Source organism: Vibrio sp. SCSIO 43155 (genome assembly GCF_023716605.1).
In the GTDB taxonomy this organism is placed as follows: Bacteria; Pseudomonadota; Gammaproteobacteria; order Enterobacterales; family Vibrionaceae; genus Vibrio; species Vibrio harveyi.
Genome location: NZ_CP071853.1, coordinates 832741 through 856637, shown reverse-complemented (window position 1 = coordinate 856637; position 23897 = coordinate 832741). Strand labels below are relative to the sequence as shown.

General features: G+C 43.5%; 6 protein-coding genes and 1 pseudogene. 2 read left to right on the top strand and 5 right to left on the bottom strand.

Annotation, left to right across the window (positions count from 1 at the left end):
* Positions 1 to 30: 30 nt before the first annotated feature.
* Complete coding sequence (locus J4N44_RS20760) at positions 31 to 549, bottom strand: Hcp family type VI secretion system effector (protein ID WP_005449492.1); 519 nt, start codon at positions 547 to 549, stop codon at positions 31 to 33.
* A gap of 454 nt (positions 550 to 1003) precedes the next feature.
* On the opposite strand from J4N44_RS20760, the gene tssH reads away from it, so the two are divergent.
* Both tssH and J4N44_RS20750 read left to right on the top strand, forming a co-directional pair.
* Complete coding sequence (tssH, locus tag J4N44_RS20755; RefSeq protein ID WP_252045699.1) at positions 1004 to 3682, top strand: type VI secretion system ATPase TssH; 2679 nt, start codon at positions 1004 to 1006, stop codon at positions 3680 to 3682.
* Complete coding sequence (locus J4N44_RS20750) at positions 3669 to 5306, top strand: sigma-54-dependent Fis family transcriptional regulator (RefSeq protein ID WP_252045698.1); 1638 nt, start codon at positions 3669 to 3671, stop codon at positions 5304 to 5306. The genes tssH and J4N44_RS20750 overlap by 14 nt, the downstream gene beginning before the upstream one ends.
* Positions 5307 to 5376: 70 nt before the next feature.
* On the opposite strand, the gene J4N44_RS20745 is transcribed toward J4N44_RS20750, so the two are convergent.
* From J4N44_RS20745 to J4N44_RS20730, 4 genes and pseudogenes are all read right to left on the bottom strand, one after another.
* The gene (locus tag J4N44_RS20745; RefSeq protein WP_252045697.1) at positions 5377 to 10155 is read right to left on the bottom strand and encodes an OmpA family protein; all 4779 of its coding nucleotides are present in this window, start codon (positions 10153 to 10155) and stop codon (positions 5377 to 5379) included.
* Positions 10152 to 11267, bottom strand: a complete 1116-nt coding sequence (locus J4N44_RS20740; RefSeq protein WP_074051591.1) for an SMP-30/gluconolactonase/LRE family protein — start codon at positions 11265 to 11267, stop codon at positions 10152 to 10154. Before J4N44_RS20740 ends, J4N44_RS20745 begins: the two co-directional genes overlap by 4 nt.
* A 3-nt stretch (positions 11268 to 11270) precedes the next feature.
* A pseudogene (locus J4N44_RS20735) lies at positions 11271 to 12966 on the bottom strand (hypothetical protein).
* A gap of 759 nt (positions 12967 to 13725) precedes the next feature.
* On the bottom strand, positions 13726 to 23691 hold the full coding sequence (locus tag J4N44_RS20730) for a tandem large repeat (RefSeq protein ID WP_252045696.1): 9966 nt from the start codon (positions 23689 to 23691) through the stop codon (positions 13726 to 13728).
* Between the last annotated feature and the right edge of the window lie 206 nt (positions 23692 to 23897).

Here is a 23897-nt window from a genome sequence, read left to right as displayed (position 1 = left end):
GTTGGCCCTGAATCTTTACGCAAAGAGCAATTAAGCTTCGCGTGGAGCACGCCAGTCGTCGTTACCCGCTGTACCACAGTTTTCGTGAGTCACTTCAATTGCACGGTAAGTGAACTTAAGTACTTCTTCTGTCACACGGTCAGCAGTTGCTGCGTCTTGACAGTGGTTCATACGAGTTTGGATATCTACAAGTAGCGCATCAATCAGTTTGATTGAGTAGTAGTGCTCTTGCTTACCTTGAACTGAAGTGCGGTAGAAACGAATCACACATTCAGGAAGTTTTTCACCAGATACTAGTGCGTTGAATAGTAGTGGAGAAGAACGGTCTTGAACTTTAGTTACAACAAGTGGGCGGTGTACACGCTGACCAGTTGGCTGACCGCTTTGTGGGTCACGTGGAACAGTTAGCACGTGATCAAGCTCTTGCACTAGGAACTCATCAACGTGAGCTTCTTGCCATGTGTTACCTACAGAGTCCGCAGAGTAAGTATCTTTTGTAATGTGACCTTGAGTTTCACCGTTGATAGACATATATGCTGGAGTTGGCATCGCTATTTCCTTTTCTAAAATCTGTTTTGTTTAATCACCAAATCGCTTATCACCGCGACTACTTAGTATATTCAAACTCCATGCCAACTAAAATAAACAATAAAATACAATAACTTACAAGAAGTCAGCCATTATTTACCTATTTGTTAAGTACAATTTATTGGTTGAAAAACAAAAAAATTGGATTCAAATAATAATAAATTGTTTCGAATATAAAAAGTGGAAATAACCATATAACAACAAGACAATAAAGTTAATAAACCTAGCCTTTTGGTTATATTCACTATTAATTAATTCAAAATAACAAAGTATGATTCGCCACGATAAATATTACCACTAATACTCTCATTAAAATCACCAATAAACGCTAGTTAAAACATCTTGATAAAAAAAGAGCATTGTCACTTTTAGTATAATAGCCATTACATCTTTTCCTCTAAAGAATTAAATGGTCATGATAAATATAAACCTTTCTTCATTAATTCAGCGTCTACACCCGATAGCAAAAGTTGCACTAGAAGACGCAGCTGCACTTGCAGTTTCTGAAAAAGCAAACGAAGTTCAAATTGAGCACTATTTATTGAGTCTATTAGAAAGACCAAATAGTGATTTTGACGTCTTATTAAGTCATTTTGATTGTTCAGAGAACTTATTAAGACAATCGGTTCGATCCACTCTCGATACCAACGCCAAAGGGAATGGCAGCAAACCCGTTTTTTCTGCTTTATTAATTGAATGGTTACAAGAAAGCTGGCTGGTTTCTTCTTTAGATCTGTCTGAAACACAAATCCGCTCCGGTGCTCTGCTCCTTACTCTTGTTAGCAACCCTCTACGTTACGGTCAACACAGTTACGCCTCTATCCTTGAAGCCGTAAATCCTGATAGTCTCAAACGCAACTTTGCAGAGCTAACGAGCCACTCTATCGAAGCGCAAGTCGCCACGTCAGAAAACACTCAAGCTCGTGAAGATGGCTCAGCACTGAGCAAGTTCACGACCGACTTCACTGGTAAAGCACGCAAAGGCGAAATCGATCCAGTATTCTGCCGTGACCAAGAGATCCGCCAAATTGTGGACATTCTTGCCCGTCGTCGCAAAAACAACCCTATTGCGGTTGGTGAGCCTGGCGTTGGTAAAACAGCCGTCGTTGAAGGACTAGCACTTAAGATCGTGCAAGGCGATGTGCCTGACAACCTAAAAGGTGTCGAGCTTTATGGCTTGGATATGGGACTTCTACAAGCCGGGGCAAGCGTAAAAGGTGAATTCGAGAAACGCCTAAACGCTGTATTGGATGAAGTGAAAAACTCGCCAACCCCTATCATTCTTTTCATCGATGAAGCACACACACTTGTTGGTGGTGGTAACCAAGCAGGCGGCAGCGATGCTGCAAACTTGCTAAAGCCTGCACTAGCCCGTGGTGAAGTCAAGACAATCGCAGCAACAACCTGGTCGGAATACAAAAAGTACTTCGAGAAAGATCCTGCCCTTGCGCGTCGTTTCCAACTTGTGAAACTCGACGAGCCTTCTCCGGAACAAGCGGCATTGATCATCCGTGGTTTGCGCCCTGCTTACGAAAAATCACACAATGTATACGTTCGCGATGATGCCATCACCGCAGCTGCAGCGCTCTCAGCTCGTTACATTTCGGGTCGCCAACTGCCAGATAAAGCCATTGATGTTCTAGATACAGCATGCGCGCGTGTGAACATCAGTCTAAATGCCATTCCTGCGTCTGTAGAAACACTTCAACAAGAGCTTGCTGCACAACAGCGCGAGCTCGAAGCCCTTGAGAGAGATGCGCTACAACAAACAGGCGATAAACACAGTCTTGCTAATATTCCAGACCTAAAACTGGCAATGGAAGCAACAAAAGAAGAATTAGCAGAACAAGAAGCACAATGGCACAAAGAGAAAGAGCAAATCGAAGAAATGATTGCACTACGTTCTCGTTTACATGAGTTAGTGTCTGGTGAAACCGACGAAGAACAGCAGATTACTGATGAAGAATCAGAACATGAGCAAGACATTTCTCCATGCGCAGAAATGGATGAAGAAGCGGTTCGCATTGCAATTTCAGCCTGCCAAGAACAGCTAGACGCAATCCGCAATGACAACCCACTGGTTCACTTTGAAGTGGGTCCAGATGAAGTCAGCCACGTGATCTCGGACTGGACTGGTATTCCAATGGGTAAGATGCTTCAAGACGAAGCAGAAACCACTCTTAAACTAAAAGAAAGCCTAGCACAAAGCATCAAAGGTCAAGAATACGCTATCGATGCACTGTCTGAAGGTATCCAAACTGCAAAAGCCGGCCTAGGAAACCCAGACGCACCGACAGGTGTATTCCTGCTCGTTGGTCCAAGCGGTGTGGGTAAAACCGAAACCGCTCGTGCAATTGCCGACCAAATGTTTGGTGGTGAGCGCTTCATGACGACCATCAACATGTCTGAGTTTCAAGAGAAGCACACGGTATCTCGCCTAATCGGTTCACCTCCGGGTTATGTAGGCTACGGTGAAGGAGGCATGCTCACAGAAGCCGTTCGTCAACGTCCATACTCAGTTGTGCTGCTTGATGAAGTTGAAAAAGCGGATCCAGAAGTATTGAACCTGTTCTACCAAGTGTTCGATAAAGGTACACTGAACGACGGTGAAGGTCGTACTATCGACTTCAAGAACACGCTAATCATCATGACTAGCAACCTTGCAACGCATGAGATTGAATCTTTGGTTCATCAATCAAAAGACATCGATGCCAACATCATCGCAGAAGCCATCCGCCCGACGTTGAACCAACACTTCAAACCAGCGCTCCTAGCACGTATGTCGGTACTGCCATTTGTTCCGCTGTCTGATGAAGCAATGACAGAAATCATTCACCACAAACTCAACAAAGTCTCTCAGCGTCTACAGAGTCATCATAAGTTGTCTATGAGCTACGAAGATAACTTGGTTGAGTTCGTACTTGGTAACTGTCGTCTTGCTGAAACAGGTGCGCGTAACATTGATGCGGTCATCAACCGTCAACTACTGCCTCAGCTATCGACTCAGCTACTAGTGCATGACAAGGATGATTCACATACGCAAATCGAAGTGTCTGTCGATGAGCAAGGAACACTAACCTATGCGTTCAGCTAACCATAGCGAACTTAGCAACGCCCTACTTGCGATCAGTCAATCTTTGGCTGATCGCAGCCAGCTTACCCAAACCTTAGATGCCGTGTTGACTGCTGCGAGACAAATGACCCTCGCAAAGCACGGCATCATTTATGTTTTGGATCAGACTGGCCAGGCGTTGATTCCAAGTACCGCTCACCATAACGATAAAACGATTGTTTCCCACCCTTGGGAGGCATTGCAGATAGATTCCGCTAGTGAGAACGACCCATTTAACTTTGCCATTCGCAATGGTGAGGTGGTGTTGATTAACGAGTTGTATAAGTACAACGGCTACGACTGTGACAGCATTTATCTAACTGAGCAGACGCTTGGATTAAAGAGCGAGAATTTACTGGCTTGGCCTTTGATTGATAGCGAAAGTAAGACCATTGGACTCTTGGTCTTGCTCGACTTAAGTGTTATCGACAACGAAGCCGCACTCACCGAGTTCTGTCGCATGGCCGCAAGCAATATTCGCCAAGCGGTTTGGTTAGAGCAATATGGGCAAGTGATCAAAAGCCTGAGTGCCGATAACCAAGCACTGCTTCGTGAGAACACTCAACTCAAAAAGCGTACCCAAAAAACCTATCAGGGTCCTATTGCAGAGAGCGAAGAAATGCTCAATGTCTTGAATCGACTTGATAAGGTGTTATCCCTTCCTGTCGATGTGTTATTGCGTGGTGAAACGGGCGCTGGTAAAGAAGTGATCGCGAAATACATTCACGAAAACTCTAACCGAGCAGAGCAACCTTTGATCGTTCAGAACTGTGCCGCAATCCCAGAGCAATTATTAGAATCGGAACTCTTCGGTCATAAGAAAGGCTCATTCACTGGTGCAGATAAAGACAAAGTCGGTCTGTTTGAAGCAGCCAATGGTGGTACGCTTTTCTTAGATGAGATCGGCGATATGCCAATGCTACTGCAAGCAAAGCTTTTGCGTGTGCTACAAGAGCGTAAGGTTCGCCCTATCGGTGCTAGCAAAGAGATTGAGGTAGACGTTCGCGTAATCGCGGCCACCCACTGTAATCTCATGCAGCAAATCAAAGATGGCCGATTCCGTGCCGATTTGTTCTACCGTTTGAATGTATTCCCGATTACCTTACCACCGCTGAGAGCACGTCAGTCGGACATTATTCCACTTGCGGAACATTTTGTTCAGCACACGACTAACACGTTAGGTTTACCACAGGCACCAGGCTTAAGTGCCAACGTCCGTAAACAGCTTCTTGCTTATCCATATCCAGGTAACGTGCGCGAGCTTAAAAACATCATCGAACGCTCAGTGCTACTGTCCGATTTTGAAACCATCACTCACATCGAGTTTGGCGAACAAATACTAGAAGATGTGCCAAGCTTCGAAGTTAATGCTGTCTCCCCTGCTACCGAGCAACCTGAACAGCCAGTTCAAGAACCAAGGCGTTCTGATTCTGACGATGGCTTGATGGGTCTTAAGGAAGTGGTCAGTCAGTACGAGCGCACAGTGATCATCGACTGCTTAAATGCCTGCAACTGGCACACCAAGAAAGCCGCCGAACAGTTGGCTCTACCAATGAGTACCCTCAACCATAAGATGAAAAAATACGATATTTCTGCAGCGGGTTGATTGGAGAAACGAGAACTCCTACTTCAGTTTTCATTGATAAGAAAAGAAAAACCGCCCGAAGGCGGTTTTTTTATATTGATTTTTGCTGCGGAGCACTAACATTCATCGGTTCTTTCACAATCCAATCCTCGATCCACGCTTTTCGTTTCACTGGGTTGTTCGCTAACTCTTTTTGCCAATAGAGAAAAGCCGAATCATTCATTCGAGAAGCATCTCCCTCAATTTCCATCCAAGGCACGCCTTGCACACTGTATTTTTGACCACCAGGCAAAGACAATTTCTGAGACTGCTTTATAGGATACTCCCCTACACCGGGTGCAAGCCCCGTTTGCGATAGCGAGGATACCGAAATATGCACCGGTAAGAACTCTGCTTTTTTCTTGTCTACAATAGGACCAAATGGTCTCAAAGTAGGCACTCGTCGTCCCGTAGGAGATGTGTATCTAAGCTCAAACTTAACAATGTGTAGCGTTCTGCGGTCATTAAATGGGTCTAAGTATCGATTAGGAGCGTCTTTGACTTTCGACTGAAACTCTTCCACAAAAGATGCTAGGTCCGATGTAACCTCAGTATCAGCCTCAGTGAAACTCACCTCTTTAATTTCTACTTTTGCATAAGGAGAAGGGACTTCTTTCGTATAAGTGTACTCGCCTACTTCAAGCAGTGAACCAAAGAAACTTGGTCCTTCAGTCGCATCTTTTGAAAACATCGATTCTTGCTCTTCAATCGACAAAGATAACCGCATTGGCACCCTATAGCCCTCTCCCATCATGCGCTTATATGTCTCTTTTTCGCCGCCTTCGGAAAGCAAAGCGACATATATGGTAACTGGTTTGTCATTGGACCAATCAAGCGCGGAGGATTTTGGCGCTTTGTCATCGAACCACTCAAAACTACTCCCTTTCGAAACAGCACTAAAGCTCGAAACATCACCTTTTAGATACGGAGCAATACCTTCAGTTTTTTTAGCAGAAGCACTTTTAACAAACTCTTCGATTAGTAAATCATATTCGTTAATCACCACTTGCCTATTCGCTAAACCGTCGTATAGAACAAGTGGTAAGCCATCAAACTCGACTTCTCCATCACCATTCAGATAACACTGCTTGCCATAGGTATTATTGTCATCGACACCATAGTTAAACTTGGATAACTGCTGTTCAATACCAGCTAGAGACAACGTATTCCCATCAGCAGTGAAATAGTATTGCATTGAGCGAGCTTCTCCACTTTGTTTCCACTTATCAAAGTCTTGCATCTCGTAATTTGAGTATAAAGGCTTAAGACCTGGGATTTCATACTCACCGAACCAATATGTTGGATCAAATTCAACACATGTCAGATGCTCTTCAACTGCGTGTTGGTCAAAGTAACTTTTTAGTTTATCGTTGCTTCCGCACAAAGTTAGATCATCCGCTTTTCGCGGCGCCATCAAAACCTCAAAGCTTGGCCCTTTAAAGTCCCAAAGCGACCGCTCACAACAGTATTGCAGCGTTGTCTTAAATATCTTTTTCTTGGATTTAGAGGCATTACTTGATAATACGATCTGTACTTTAACACGTGTAAAAGGCGTAATTCGATTGGTTTTATTTGGGGAAATCCACTCTTCAAGCGGCTTCCAAGAAACCCCATCCCCTTTACTATCAACTAGCAAACGGCTGAAGCCGATATCGTCCGATTTAATCGCCTCCACGTTGTTATCGAACATTTTCGCGAAATCGGAAAAGCCATTGTCCGTATCCCCCTGATATAGACGGGCTTGTACTGGGAAGCCTTTATTGAACTCCCCTTGAATGCGAGCTCTCTTCAACAAAGGTGACAATTGTGGCGAATGTTCATTTTTCCAAGATTGCGCAAAAGCACGGGCAGCACTTGCACCTGACTTATCATCCCTAACTCGTTGTATCCAATTCTGAGCCATGGTGTTGTAGCTACTTAACGGAGCCTCCCAGTTATCATTGATAACGTAAACATCGATGTAATCCTTAACCCGATATTCCTCAAGCAACCCTTGCAACTTAGGAACATTAGGGTTCCAAAGTGAAATTCGAGCAAGCAGTTCCACAAGCCCATTAAGCGCAAGTGCACGGAGTAAAAATCGTTTCTGCAGCTCTTGCACTGTTTCTTTATTCTTCAGGTGAGATTCAACTTCATCAAGTGTCTTTATCTCACTACGCTCAATCGTTACTTCTAGATCTCTGTACTGCTGAAGGACTCGGATATGGATTTTACCTAACTGGTTTAGTTGGTCGATATTCTGATAACGTCCTTTAAAGTCAGAATAGGCTTTTTCAGTAATCAGCTCGTCCAACACAGATAGCGCGCAGTCTGCTAGCTCTGCTCCCGACCTTAGGTACAAAAGGCCCGCAGCAAGCGGAGCTAGCGGTGTAAACATCGCAAACCCGTTAAGAGTAGTTAACACCGCCGCGACTTGCGCCTTCTGCGTATCATCTAAGCCAACATCCAATGCCTGCTGTAACTGGCGTGCTTTCTCTAGTTCCACCATACCACTGCGGCTTGGTGGTAAAGCAACTTGATAATTAGGAATAATCAATCGAACTTCAACTCGTCGATCTAGGGCGGCAGGTGCACTGTCTCCGGTCTGCGACATATCGCTCTTGGTACCATCAGCCGTTAGCGGCTGAGTATTGCCATAAGACGCTGTGTAAACCCTTTCTTCCAAGTTGGAGTCAATGGAGATAATCGCGTTAGTAACAGTCTTTGCACGTTTAGCAGCCACTATATCGTTCGCATCAGAAGAACCAATCCTACCCGCATGCCCCTCTATCGATAGCTTATAACTCGGATTATCAAGCATCAATTGCGCCAAATTCTGGCACACTTGTTTAATATCTGTTCTCAGCTTGCCGTGCTCATTGCCATATTGCCATTCGTTGAACTTAAAATTGATGTGAATCGCCAACCCTTGGCGGTCCTCAACTATGTGAGCTATCGACTCACCATTACCACCATTGATGAGTTTTTTAGCGTCGTCCAACGCTTGTGCCCACTCTTGATACGCTTTAATAACCGAAATAGATTGAAGGTAGCTTTGGGATACCGCATCGAAATCTTCTTTGGCTTCAAGAGATTTCTTCTCAAGCTCGTTTTCTTTTTGTACTAAATCGTACAAATCAACTAGGCTAGAACCAGATTCAAGAATCGGAAATGCGCGATTCATCTTCTCCATTACGGAGCCATTAAACCATGACCTCGCGAGTCGTGTTGAGTTCTCACTGAATGTACCCGTGATCAAGCTAGCCTTTATCACATCGAGTTCACGCTTAATAAAGGATATGTTCATTCCGCTCTTGCGAAACGCCAAGGCTGCCGCCTGGTTAAAATCGAGTCCTTGGTTAGCAAATGTTATCGCTTTGGCTAATTCTTTACGGCTTTCCTTAAATGCTGAAAAGCCAAAAGCAAGCGCAACGCTGCTAGTCATTAAATCAGGCAATTTTTGTTGCTCGATATCCGACCAGATGCCTTTAGCTACACTGAACATTGTCTCTTTCAGGCCTTCTGAGAATGGATTCCCTCCCATTAGGAAGCCTTCGCCTAAACTTTCCGCGTTCTTTTTGATTGCTGACGCTAAACCGAGTGTATTGACACCCGTACCAGAGAGAGGGTCGGATTTACCAGTTTTTGTCATCAGCTCGCTGTAATTTGAGGGTAACGCTTGGGGATACTGATAAAACAAACATTCTTCAAGAGAGATCATGTCACCGCACACAATAGCAAGTTTTCCATAACCACTGATTGATTTAAACGTTACCTTTTCGTTCAGTTCGTAGGTATAACAATCCTGATCTGCTACACCAGTAACCGCTGAGGATTTATTACGTTCAAATCGAAGCCTCCCAGACTGAATAACTTCAGGAACTTTATTTTGAAGACGTTCATTCGCTTTTAAATAATCTTTAACAAAGAATTGGACTCTAAGTCCGTAGAAGCCATCCCCGACAACAAATTCTTGCTCGTCGTTTAGGGAGTCTACCATCGATTTGTCTATTACAGAGGGCAAATTAAATGTTACAGACGGAAGCGTGTTGTTAAAGTCCTCAGAGCTTCTATCCTCACCTACATAAAATGGCAGCCTAACTATATCACGTGCAATTACAACTTCTGTTTCTTGCTGAGCATCACTCAAGGTATCTGCGTACTTTAGTAAAGACACTTCCGCACCAACATAAACATCGCTGCTAAATACAATACTGATTGTATTTACAGTAGGAACAACGAAACCTTCAATAAACTCAACACCAGACGACTGGATGTCTGCATACCATTGGTTGTAGTTCTTCTCCTCTTGTGTAAGCCACTGCCCATGTTCATCGTCATATGGCCTTGCAAGTTGTTTTACTGAAATTTTTGACGGTTTAAAAAGCCTGGGGTTATTGTTCCGAGGACTCATTTTGGTGTAGAGGGATTTTACGCGTTCCTTAATTTGAGTAATAGAGGATGAACTTTGTGCCAGTTGACCAATTAAATTAGTGGGTGGAAATAGCATCTCATAACTTTGATCATCATCAATAGTTGTTAGTGGGCTATTGTGGCGAAGAAGTACTTGCGGTTTACCCTCTATGGCTTCACTTAAGTAAGACACCTTACATAGCCTGCCATATTGATCACTTCCCCAAAACCTAGGCAAAGTTAAAGAGTCTTGAGATAGTGCATCTATTAGTATTGGGGTAAAAGAGAGCGGTCTAACATTTTTTAACTGAATGTCACCAGTCAAATCACTCTCTTGGTTCCAGTCGGAAAAGACAACGTTTCGATCTTTATCTCTGCTTCTATGATAAGTTGCGCCTAAGAGGTATAACGACCTATCGTAAGTATGCAAGTCACTCATCGCGAAACTCCTTTAAACCACAAGCCATCATTCGCCAAGCCATTGTACAGGCTCATATTTGAGTCAACGCCTATTTCGCCAGTACCCAATGCATACCATTGCCAGGTTTGTTTTTTCTCGCGATCAACTACTGATATGTAAGACACTCGGTCACGCGCGCTAAAGCGAGCACCTGCCCCTAAAATGAGAGCCCTTAAGAAATCATCTTCTGCTGCGAACTTTTTAACGTTGTTGTTTTTAATATCAAAGAAGAAATCGTATTTACTATTTTCTCCCCAAGCGTAATGACCATCAGGACTTATCGAACGAAATTTCATTAAGATGTCGCTATCCGGTAATCTATCAACGAAGTCGATATAGCTTCTTTCTTTAGTTTCTAAGTCTATTTTTACTAATCCGTAATCATTAAGTGTGATCAACTGATTGTCTTTCATAACAGCCGCAGGACCAATTCCAAAATCAATTGGTTCTATTTTTCCTGTTTCAGAATCCCAACGCGCATTATAAGCATCAATTTTCTGCCCAGGCATTGTGTGAAAATATAGAAAACGGCTATCCTCCGACCAAACCATACCAGGATAGCCCCCTCCAAGTAATTTAGTTGTCACTCCTGTTTCCAAATCGTATACGTACTTACCAGTACCACTGTCAATCCATGAAACGTAACGTAAATTAGGAGAGCGTCGAATTAGCACAACCCCATATCCAACGGTATCTTCTACGACTAAACGTAAATCTGTACCATCTGTCTTCATGCTCCAAATTTTTAAGTTCACTTTGTCTTCATCATTAGCCCACGCAAATTGAAAACGCGGCAGGTCATAAGAGCTAGCATCGCTGATATCTTCCTTAGGCCATTCATCTGAATTAAAGATATAGTATTTAGGGAACTGACCCGGCATAGGTTTTATTTTGTCATCGGATACCCAATTCTCATTGGTGACTGCCGATTCCATTACGTAGTAGTTTTGCTCGCCGACATAAACACGTTCTGGGTGTTTTTCTTGCTCTGTTTGCGCAGAACTCGAAACAGGGGAAGCACTCTGTTGAGATTGGTCATTACAACCAATGATTGCTAAGCCTAATAACGTGATTAGTAGTGTTTTTTTCATTTTTTAGCCTAATAAATCCGTAACTTTTACTTTTTCGCGCAACTTAAACGTTTCGAGAGTTTCATTCCCTCGTGATGCATGAGCCCCCCTTAAAATATCGACTTCTTTAACCTTTTCAGGCCAGCCGAAAAATCGTAAATTTAGGTAACCATCATCATCAGCAGTGGCACACCTGAAGTAAGCTTTTTGTGACCATCCATGTTCTTCATTTTGTAACATAAAATAATCATCGGGCTGATCGGTGGAGGCAAGGACTCGATAGCGTAATATGATCTCGCTTCCAGAAGGCGGTATGTTTACTGCCGCGACATTACAATTGTTCTGCTCATTAACAACCGCCTTCACTTTTTGACTTTCAGATAGCGTTGGTAATTTAAAAACCGTTTGTAGAGTAAAAACCTTTAGAGCTGCTGTAATCCGACATCTCGGATAGTGAAATTGCCATCGATTGATAGTTACTCTCTAACTCAGAGACAGCACCATCACTCAAGGCTTGAGACGAGTAATACAGATACACATCTTGGCATTCGCCTTTAATTTTGTATGGTAGCCAGATATGAGGCAGCGGATAACCCAACACTTCACCACTCGGCGCAGAAGAGGCCTTCATGGGACTAAGGTTCGTCGAAACCAAAATTTGCTCATGTGCAAAACCGGCAAACTTGATCTCGACCTCCTCAGCAACCAAGCTAAACACTCTTGCCTGCTCATTGATGTCTAATTCACCGCTAAAGACTTCTACCCCATCTTGCAAAATTGAGAATGGTTCAAATGCAACGTTCTCACCGGGGAACAATGAAGAGCCATCAATATTGACATGTCTTGTGTCCGTTGTTTTTTTTCGGCTATTGCTTATGTCTACATCAGCAAAATAACCATTGCTAGTTACTTGCAACTCACGCCAGACTTCTCCTTTCCAAATAACGTAAAAACGCCCTGATGTGTAGCCATCCCATGAAGAACCCGATTTGTATAGAGGAACTACTGGCACTAACACGTTATCCCACTCATCCATCTGAGTTTCTTTATCAACGGGCTGAAGGTCTTCGGCGAGTTTAAGCAAGATTGGCTGAGGCTGGTCGGAACAAGGAATTTTGATATAAAGCGTTTTGCCTTCAGCATCGAGATCTTTAAACGTCGCGAGGCTGCGGTGTTTGTTCTCGGTATCGACCCTGCCTACAGTCACTTTTTCTTTTTGAGCGTCAGTTTTACCCAACATCAAACATGCTGCATTGCTAGCCCACTGACCTGCAAACTCGACAACGATTTTTTGTTCTGGGCTTGGCTCAGAAGGTACATGCGTGTAACTGCGGACTAGAGCTACATCATCAGTAACCTGCTTATAACCCGCTTTGGAAACTTTGCTTTCATTCGAAGCAGAAACAGAGTCAACGAGTGTTTTAAGCCTAGGGAAACTTTGCAACTGAGAATCCGTTAATGGCGACCTACGAGCGAAGGAAGATAATGGAACCCAGCTACCTTTGCCCAATTCGATTCTGATCGCAGCTAACAATCCGCTGGTCGTTTTCTTGGCAGAGAGAGAAATCTTTTGCGCAAACTCTTTAGGGAGGTTTCTAAGAATGTCATCTGAATTTCGCAAACGCGAAAGCTGCCCTATACACTCGTCTGGCGTAAGAACATAAGATAGCTCGTTGGAGGATAGCTTCGAGCTAGGTATAAATTTGCAAACTAAATGCATTTGGATTCTCCACAACCAACATCGTAAATATGGTTGCGGTGACATTTAAGCTGATAAGGCTTACAAGTACGATTTGGTGGCTCAATGCTACTAATTAAATTTATAACATTCAATCAGATAGAGAAAACGACGAAAAAGTTAAAACCATTAAAAACAACAAAAAGACAGGCTTATTGGTAATTATCACTAGCAATAAAGACACAATAACCACCCAAACCTTTCAAAAGTTATATTTTCAGAAATCGGTTTTTTTTTCGTTTTTGGGCAGAAGTTAACAATTTCAATAGACCAAAATATAGCGGCAAGCCAAGGCTCTAAAGGGAGCAGCTTCCCCAGTAACAATACGTTGGTTAATTACTACTGAGAAAGCGTGAATAAAAAGGTGAGTGCTTATCACACCCACAAAAACGCATAACCGTTTTGACGTGATGCTAGGTTGGTGTCACTTCAATACGATTACACAAGTGATAGGTTGTACCCTATCGTTTGCAGAACTCTATACTTGGGGTATAGCAATCAGCCGTAACTATATAATATTGCGACATATTCTCAACGTGGCATATTCACCATTACATATCTAAATTGACCACCACAATCACACCAACACCATCTAAAAACAAAATACTTATAGGTATTCTAGATAATTCACCTTGTAGAAAGACCATTGAATCATCCGGTTAAATTATTATAAAAAGCGAATCGTTTGATTTAGATCACTTAAATCTAGGTAAAAAAAGCGAGCTAAGAGCTCGCTTTCAATTAGGCTGCATTAAGCAAGGGGATATCACCATGATGTTTATCCCAAGACGTTGGAATAACAAGAGCCGTCGTACTGTCGTAATTGAATGTTGTGCTCTCCTCATCAGCTGTCGCAGATAACGCGTTAGTGCCTTTTGCGGAGACAGTAATGACACCATCTTTTAGGGTTGAAAGGTCTAAATCGATCGTCCATGCTCCGCCGACAAGCACAAGTGTATTCCCTGTTACTTCTACGCCAGCACTATCAACAGCTTTGATTTCGATTGTGTCATCTACCTCAAAACGAGTACTGGTACCATTGACGGTTACCGTTGTCGCACCTGATACATCATTGATGGTTTCGAGCATAATAGTTGGCGTGATAGCTAACGCTTTGCTTGATGTGAACGATTCACCAGCATTGCCAGTTGCATCCTCAAAGCCTTGCAGCGTTAACGACACGCTCTTCACTGAATCGGCTACTGCTGCCACTTGGACAGAGCCTACCCATTGGGTGTGAGTGCCAACCTGTGGCGTCCAGTTGATCGCCGCAGTACCTAGAGTTGAACCTGTTGGAGTCATCACTTCTTTATCGAATGTAGCTGTCACTGTGACGGTCTCACCCGCCGCAGCGTACTGCGGTGAAATAGTCGTTTGGCTATCATCAACCGTTGGTTTGGTTTGCGTCAAAGTGAACGTTGTAGACACCTCTTTCGCCACGGCTTTCAAATCGTTCGTGCCATTAACAGTCACGGTAATGCTGCCATCTTTTAGACTCGTGACATCCAAGGATGTATTCCATTGACCTAGAGCATTCGCAGTGATGGTTTTCGTGACTTCTTTACCGTCCGTATCAACCGCTTTTATGGTTAATGTGTCGGTGGTTACGAAGCGCGTGCTACCGCCACTGACTGCTACTGTCGCAGCGTCAGTTGAATTGACATCACGGATATTCTCAACCGTTAAGGTTGGCGTGATAGCTAACACTTTGCTTGAAGTAAACGATTCACCAGCATTGCCAGTTGCATCCTCAAAGCCTTGCAGCGTTAACTCTACGCTCTTCACTGAATCGGCTACCGCTGCCACTTGAACTAAACCTTCCCATTGGGTGTGAGCGCCAACCTGTGGCGTCCAGTTGATCGCCGCAGTACCTAAAGTTGAACCTGTTGGAGTCGTCACTTCTTTATCGAATGTAGCTGTCACTGTGACGGTCTCACCTGCCGCAGCGTACTGCGGTGAAATAGTCGTTTGGCTATCATCAACCGTTGGTTTGGTTTGCGTCAAAGTGAACGTTGTAGACACCTCTTTCGCCACGGCTTTCAAATCGTTCGTGCCATTAACAGTCACGGTAATGCTGCCATCTTTTAGACTCGTGACATCCAAGGACGTATTCCATTGACCTAGAGCATTCGCAGTAGTGGTTTTCGTGACTTCTTTACCGTCCATATCAACCGCTTTGATGGTTAATGTGTCGGTGGTTACGAAGCGCGTGCTACCGCCACTGACTGCTACTGTCGCAGCGCCAGTTGAATTGACATCACGGATATTCTCAACCGTTAAAGTTGGTGTCATAGCTAACGCCTTACTCAATGTGAACGGCTCACCAGCATTGCCAGTTGCATCCTCAAAGCCTTGCAGCGTTAACTCTACGCTCTTCACTGAATCGGCTACCGCTGCCACTTGAACTAAACCTTCCCATTGGGTGTGAGTGCCAACCTGTGGCGTCCAGTTGATCGCGGCAGTACCTAGAGTTGAACCTGTTGGAGTCGTCACTTCTTTATCGAATGTAGCTGTCACTGTGACGGTCTCACCCGCCGCAGCGTACTGCGGTGAAATAGTCGTTTGGCTATCATCAACCGTTGGTTTGGTTTGCGTCAAAGTGAACATTGTAGACACCTCTTTCGCCACGGCTTTCAAATCGTTCGTGCCATTAACAGTCACGGTAATGGTGCCGTCTTTTAGACTCGTGACATCCAAGGATGTGCTCCATTGACCTAGAGCATTCGCACTGGTGGTTTTCGTGACTTCTTTACCGTCCGTATCAACCGCTTTTATGGTTAATGTGTCGGTGGTTACGAAGCGTGTGCTCCCGCCATTGACTGCTACTGTCGCAGCGTCAGTTGAATTGACATCACGGATATTCTCAACTGTTAAGGTTGGAGTTATTGGCAATGCGTTTGAGGCATTGTTTTCGCCCACATTACCCACTAAGTCTTTATATTGACTGACAACAAGACCAACGCTAGCTTCCGGTACATTCGGAACCTCAACTGTGCCTGTCCACACCTTCTTATTTGCGGTCACCGCTAGTGATGTAACGTTATTGCTTCCTAGTGATGCAGTCGCTTCTTGCAACTCTTTGTCGAACTCAAGCTGGATGTTGACAGATTTGCCGATTTCCTGATGTATCGGGTCAAACGTTACCTTAGTCAGTGTTGGCAACACACCTTCAACCCCTAGAAGCAAACTATCCCCAATTCCGGGGATAGTATTGACGCTCTCATAGCTACCATCATCGACTCGTATGGTTATATCTTTATCCGCCCTCTCTGGAGTTAAGTAGTTGACAGTCCATGTTTTGTCATCAGTTTTGTTCCAAGATAGAAGCTTCAGCTCTCCAACATCACTTCCATCACTTGCTTCGAGTTTTACATCAGAGAACTCAAAGTTTTTGACGTCTTCCGTAAACTTAAACGTAAGCTGAACTTCAACACCACCAGCTAATGGAGCACTCCCAGAGCTCGATATTGTGAGTTCAGGGACACTTGCAGCTTCCACTGTCGGCGTTATCGTTTCTTCAGCCTTATGGTTGACGAGGTCCGACGCCACTACTTTTATCGTGTAGTCTCCTTTTGATAATAGGTAGTGCATTACATACGGGTCGCTATCGTTGGCAGGCTGTGTGATTGATTGTGGACCAACAATTACCCCTGCCCCATTATCAGCCGTTGATGTGACTGAACTTAAGTTTTTATCTGAAACATAAGCGGTTACATCCAAATTGTATTTATCACCTGTCGGAGTCATAGAAACTTGATCAGCGCGAACACCCGTGATAACTGGTATCTCATGGTCAACAACAGAGTCGAGACCTTTGGCATCATAAGATTTATCGAAAAGCTCAAAGTCTGTAATCGAACGTCCTATGGAATCTATGACAGTGACTTTGTACGTGTACTCAGCCTGGTCATCGGCATCAAACACCATAGTGCCTGACACCGTTGATGACGTTATATTTCCCTTGAAATTAAGCGTATCCCCAACCTTCGGAATCATATCTACAGAGTAGCTAGAAGCCTTGACGTGCTCACTATCTTTAGAGGTAATCGTAAATGATTGATTCTCATCTACAAACGCTAGCTTGTTTCCTTGCAAGCCAGCAATGCCATCAAAAGCAAGTGTTACTGTTGGCGCTTTTAAATAAACAGTTTTTGTTGCGGACTCAAAGTTTTCGACAGCATCAGTCGCGATAACCTCAACTCTGATTTCATCACGACCTGCGATCTGATCTTTAGGCAACTCGAAATAGGTCACATTCTCCGTTTTTTCTTCTTCAAAGTTGAGCACACGCACTGTGTATTTAACCGTAGCGAGTCCACTGACTTCATCTCTCATCTCATCAAAAGTGAACCTAACCTTATCGTTTGGTTGCTCTGAAACCGTGATCACATCCCCAATAATTGGGGCTGTATTATCGAATCGAATGTCTTTAACTGCTGCACTTCCACGGTTATCCCAAACATCTGTGGCAGTCACATTTACAGTCAGTGCTTTGTTTTCTAGAGAGCTTTCTAATTGGTCACTATGGAAAATAGAACAACGATATTCTCCATCAACACCACAAGGCTTGAACTTTTCAAAGTTATCATCCGTTTTGAGATTGTAGGACTCTTCACCAAAGGTGACTTCTACGTTTTCTAGTTCTGAATTTTTACTCAGTTTCACTCTAAACTCTACATCAAGAGTTTTACCATTTAGAACGTTGCCTTCACTTGGGCTGATAATTTCAACGATTGGATCTTCAGTCGGTAACAAAAATTCAAACTCATGATCTAGGGCTAAATTACCTGCATTGTCTTTAATGTTTGTTACTTTGTAATCATGTGTAACTGCGGTCTTTTGGATAATGTCGGAGTACTTTTCCTTGTAGCGACACACAACCTGACCATCCGCATTTAATACACAACTTTCTGCGCTAAAAGGAATCGCTCCCGCTTTCCGAATTATTTTAGGGTAGTTGTCTTCATTGGTGATGTTCACTCCTGATAATTCATCTTTAAACATAAGCTCGAACGCTAGAAACTTCGTGTCATCACCAGGGTTGTGGGTTACTTCACCACCAGAGAATTGATAAGTATCAGTAGCTGGTTGAGTGACTACTGGGGAGTCTGAGTCCATCATTTTAAAGTCAAATTTCTGAACCGCTACCGCGCCATTCGTCCCCTTAGTTTGAACAATCAATATTGCCGGTGACAATGAGGTACTTTCAGAGTCAACGGTACAACTAGGTTCTTGTCCTGGAGATATATTCTTCTTGCCAGAAGTTGGCTTTTCGTTCTCATCAGGGGCTTCATTACCATCGTACTCTTGACGAACCCAGCACTGAATTTGCTGCGCTTTAACTTCACTTAGCGTTGTGAATGTGACATCCAGCACACCATTAGAGACATAGTTTTGAAAGTCTTGAGTTGGTTTTAATACATCAAGAGCAACACCATTACGCTGAACACTAAGCGTGTGGTTTATCTTGCTGACTAATGGATTATCGTCGCTGTTATGCTGGACATTGTTGTAAACACTAATACTGAGTTCATAGTTACCATCAGCTTTTAACTCAGACTCTTTCAAGGTAGCAGTCCACGTACCCTCTTCACCCACAACTTCATCGAACTGAAAGTCCGTAGCTTTGCTCTCACCGGAGTATTTATAAGTAGAAACAATGTTCTTTACACCACTCACATCCGTTACTTTTAACGTCAGCTTTATGTCACCTTCGTCATATACGACGCGATCTATTGTTTCACCGTTCGCAACGTTAGTGATTTTTAAATCCAGTTGAGGAACCTTGTTACTTACATTAAACCGGAAATCTTTTTGGGAAGAGTTACCACGAACATCAAGACCTTTGATCCTAATAGTATGCTCACCATCACTCAAACCACCTAAAGGAACCTTTAGAGTTTCGGCATTAACTATGTCCGTACCTTGCGTACCAAAAGGCGGCTCTGCATCCTCAAATATCCAGAACTCTAGATTTTCTCTATCAACACCTTCAACAGAAACATTGCCGCTTGCGCCCAAGTCAACGGCTCTCAGCTCAAACACATAATCGTTGACGTAATAGCTACTTTCATCGTGACCAACCAAGTTAAAATCTGGACCTTGATTGTCAAAAATGACGCTATTTGTGTTGGATTGACTCTCAAAGCCATGAATATCTTTCGCTTTGACGTAAAGGCTGACACTGTTCCCTTCACCCGGCATATCAATTTTGTCAGTATCACTCTCGACAAGTGGCATGGGAAACTTTTGGCTTGGTTCTGCGGGTTTGAATGTTTTCAGCGCATCTGCTTGTCCAACTTGGAATAACGAGACCTCCGTGATTTTCGAATCATCTGTCACTCCATCAAAAAGCACGTTGAAATTACGACCAACGACTGCATTTTCCTTTGTTAAAGCGTCTTCAACCCAAGGGGTAGAAAGTAAAATAGTTGGCCCTTCGTTATCAACTTTGAAGGTAAACGTACCTTTTCTACTTTCGTTTTTCGGATACGCTGTATCTGTCGCCGTCACGTAGAATTCATTGGTAGCATCATAACTAAAGGCATTTGCAACCAACTGAACTTTAATATCTGGCTGCTCGCCAACAAGGTACGGTTCATCACAACTACTTGCTACAGGGTCACACGCCTCTAATGTCTGGGTCTGACCCGAACCTTTGCTCAACTCAATCTTTACGTTACTTCCCTGACTGAGTTCGCCCCAATCAATGATCGGTGTCCAAACACTGTTGCCACCCAATCGTTCAGCAATATTCGCATCATTAACAACTGGAGCTTCAGAATCGATGTAGATGCGGAACCTTGGTGCACCGCTATCGGCATCAGATACGGCATTGCCCAAATTATCTTCTGCGCTAGCGACTGCGAACCAGTTACCATCCCCTGGGTTGATGGTGACTCCTTGACCCGAACAGTCTTTCTGGCTGCATAGTCGTACTACAAATCGTTTTGTTTCATTCTTATAAAACTGCTCATACGAAACTGGATATTTTTCGCCTGAACTTTTGTAAAGTAGAAGACTACGCTTATCGAGCTTATCACCAACGACATCATCTAAGATAAAAGTCAGATCGTGAATGTTATTCTTAACGCTTAGGTAAACACCATCTTTGATTTCTTCATCATTGATGTCTTTGGGAGGCTCATAACTCGCCTTCGGATAATCGTTATCTACATAAAGGCGTTCTACATGTGGGTTGGACTCAGAATAACCATTGCCTTTGGTATCAAACGCACTTATCTCCAGTGCAAATTCAATAATATCCTTTAAGTCTGATGACTCTGAGTTAAGCGTAAAGAAGTACTCTTTTTTGAACTTCCCACTCTCGCCTGACTCTTCTATGTTTAGATCCAGTGGAATAGCCGTATTTGGATTGCTTCCCGCATACCACATACTTTTGAATTTAGGTGCATTATCGCCCTTTTCGACAATACCTGATGGGTCTTCCAAAACGACTTGGGAAACCACTTCCCCCGCGACATAACGTTTGTTACCAACCATCGTTTGGCGACCAGTTACTATCTTCAACGTTTTCTCCGGTGGATATACATCAATACTTCCACCTTCACTATCAAAAATACTGTCATTGCCAAGTTTTGGGTTTGCCTGTGAAATATCATCAGCATATAGCTGAGCAATATTATCAGGAATCTGATACTTACCCGTCATGATGTTGTAATACGACTGAGCAAGGTCTTTCCTGTAAGTGTCAGAACTGAACTCATAATCATCTAGTTTGATTTTGTTACCACCAGCTCCAAGACCATTTGCTTTACCATCGTAGCTAAGATCATCATAGATAGCAGAGGCAAAATCAGAAGAGTTGTTTCTCGGCAGGTTTTGCGCCAAACCATCGATGGCCTCAACAAGGAATCGATGTAAGTAGTCATTGGTCAAAACATTAGGTATTGGTTTCTCTAGCATCTCGTTCGTGGCATAAGCCGTCACGGTCGGGTCAAAGCCAAAGAATGAGCTGTTGTTACTGTTGGCACCCGATAAAGCGTATTTCACATCAGTAAGAATTTGCGATGCACGTTCTGACGTTTTATCTCCTGCTTCTACTTGGTTCCAACGATAATCAAACAAACCCGTTTGGTAGGTTGCAAGCTCAGTGATGTAATAAGTGTTTGAGCCATCAAGCTCAAAATATGCACCTATATTGGCGTTATTTAAGTTTACACTCGCCTTTTTACCCTCATCATCTTTCCATTGGTAGTAATGAGGATCCGTCCCTTCTACACCGATTAAACGTACGCGCATGAATTCGTAATTCACCACATCAGTTGTGGTTTCACACACCGCGACGTCAAGCGCGGTTGTCTGATCGCTTTCAGGTTGCTGGATGGTGGTACAACTAGCTAAAGATGTGAATTCGCCATTGGGATTCAACCCTTCTAATTGCACTCGCGCACCAATAAAAGGCGTCACGACGGTCATTGTCGGCAAGTCAAAACTGCTTCTGAAGTAAACGACTTGCGCAGCACTCACGTTTTCAGATTCATCGATGGTTTGGATTTCCAGCTTTTGGCTCGCGTTTTCAGAAACGTTCTTAAAGCCTTCACCAAGGATTTCTCTTACGAAAGGAACATAATAGATAACTTCGCTGACTCGACCGTTGCTGTCCATGATCGTTTCGTGAGGAATATTTGCGGTAACGTCTTCTGTTGAAGCTACTGTTTGTGTTCTCTCTTGGAAGGCATATTGACCATCATTGTTTGGGCTTACATAGTACTTGACCACTAGCTTCAGTTTGTCAGCACTCGTTCCCAAGACAGTGTCTGAACTCACATCGGAAACTCGAACCTTTACATAAGGAATTTTCTTTTCTTTTAATAAGTTAACGTTAAAGTTTGCGAAGTCGACACCATCAAGAGATTTCAAACCTGAGCTTGCGTAGACGTAGTCGATTTTCAAGTAGTCTCGACTCGACTGCACGTTATCAGAAGTATAAGTATCTTGTGTGTAAACACCCTCGTATGTCGATCGCTCCCCATCAAGGTTTACATTGACGTAGTTCATCGACGCCCCTTCAGGGTAAGCAACGATCTGAGCTGGAGCTTGGTCATCGCGACTGACGGTAAATGTTAGCTTACCGACATTATCTTTTGTGTCCTTCGCCGTAATATCAAACGTGGTCGTAGATAAGAATTCTTCTGTCGAATAAGGTTTACTGGTGAATTCACAAGCACTGCCTGACTCAGTGATAACCGGAGTACAACTGAGCTCTTCTGGTAAACCGTTTTTGAAGGAGACGTTAACCGATTTAATGTCTTGAGATGCCTCTTTAACAGTCCCTTTTAACACATATTCGGGAAGCTGCTTGTTGATCGCGCTCGCTGAACTCACCGTAATAACAGGCGCGTCATTATCCCAATAAAAATTAACGTAGTGACCTTTGTTACTGCCAGGAACAAGTTCATTACCTAAAACGTCTGCAGTGTAAAAGACCAAACGAGCATCCGATACATTAGAAAGACCAGTATCCGAATCACGCTCTACAGCATCAATCGCATTGGTATCAATGCTTACTTTGATGTTTGTTTCACGAACACCAACTTCAAAGCCGCCAGCATCTACCGAACAGAACTCACTACCAGAAGTTTGCTGGTCACTACATTTAAATTCTCCTGACCAAATGCCGTTTAGCTTGTATTCAACATAAGCAGAAATAGATTGAACGCCAATATCGTCGTTGATTCTGAGATCGACGTTATCTGTGCCAGCTAAAACGTCACTATCTGTGCGAGTAACAGTTGGCGGAATTGTGTCAATTTCCGTCTCGTCGCGAGGCGGAATAACGCCATCAGTCTGACCATGAGTCCCCAAATCATTGACTTGTTGGCTAAACGCCACGTAATCATCAGCATCGGTTCCAGAAACATTGAGCTTGGGATCGTTCACCACAATTAAAATTTGCTGCGAAAGATCTTGCGTATAAACGTCACTGGTGACTTTCTGCTGACCAAACGTAAGTGGAGTAACAGCACCTGTAGACTCACTAATTTCTAAGCCATCTAAAAGACCGTCTGCAATAACATCGCGGAATTGAATGTCTGCAAGATGCATTGAGGTATATATATTGTCTTTAGACTGACCGTATTTCTCTATCAAATCATAAGAGTAAGAAGAATAAGCCGTTAGCAACGCACCGTACTGATGTCCGGGTGTAGCAAAGCTACTCTGACCGCCTTTAGTTATGTCAATCGGTGTGGTTTCATTGACATTGAACCCATACATACCATTGATACTACTCAATGCTTTAGAAATAGCATCCGCCCCAGATGCCCCTTCTGCAATTTTGTACTTTGCCAAACCAGAAACAATATTAGTTAAAGGCGTCAGCATTAATGTCTGGTTACTGCCTTCACTAAAGTTGACGACACCTTCTAGGCGCAAAGTCTTACCTGCACTTGACGACACGATCTCTTTCGTAAGCGGATCGGTATAGCTTCCTTGTTGCGCAACTACATACAAAGGCATCGATGAAGATTCGAATTCAAGCTTGTAATCACCGAAGGCGTTAGAAGTCGTGTTGGCAAGCAACCTGCCAACTTTTCCGTTCTTGTATTCAAACACCTCGATCTTCGCACCATTGACGGGAGCGTCAAAAACGTTTCCTGAGATACTTCCTGTCTTCCTAGCTGGCGGCGTGCTGTCACCCCCACCCCCACCGCCACATGCACTCAATAATAGTGAAGCAGCCATGAGACCTAACGTTGGTTTTAGCGTATTTTTAGTGATCATAGTAATTTGGCAGAGTATATTTTGCCGCGATTATATTATTGTCTAGAATTTTCTCAACGTGACAAAATAACCATAAAATCAAACATAAACGCTAAGAAAATAGGCAGTTTTCAATCTCTTTAGCAGCGCCACTTCACATCTATCGTTATTTAATTAGTAAAAACACA

Bases quoted from the DNA above. Each gene is read 5' to 3' on its own strand.
- J4N44_RS20760 (WP_005449492.1), bottom strand. From the start codon at position 549: ATGCCAACTCCAGCATATATGTCTATCAACGGTGAAACTCAAGGTCAC.
- tssH (WP_252045699.1), top strand. From the start codon at position 1,004: ATGATAAATATAAACCTTTCTTCATTAATTCAGCGTCTACACCCGATA.
- J4N44_RS20750 (WP_252045698.1), top strand. From the start codon at position 3,669: ATGCGTTCAGCTAACCATAGCGAACTTAGCAACGCCCTACTTGCGATC.
- J4N44_RS20745 (WP_252045697.1), bottom strand. From the start codon at position 10,155: ATGAGTGACTTGCATACTTACGATAGGTCGTTATACCTCTTAGGCGCA.
- J4N44_RS20740 (WP_074051591.1), bottom strand. From the start codon at position 11,267: ATGAAAAAAACACTACTAATCACGTTATTAGGCTTAGCAATCATTGGT.
- J4N44_RS20730 (WP_252045696.1), bottom strand. From the start codon at position 23,691: ATGGCTGCTTCACTATTATTGAGTGCATGTGGCGGTGGGGGTGGGGGT.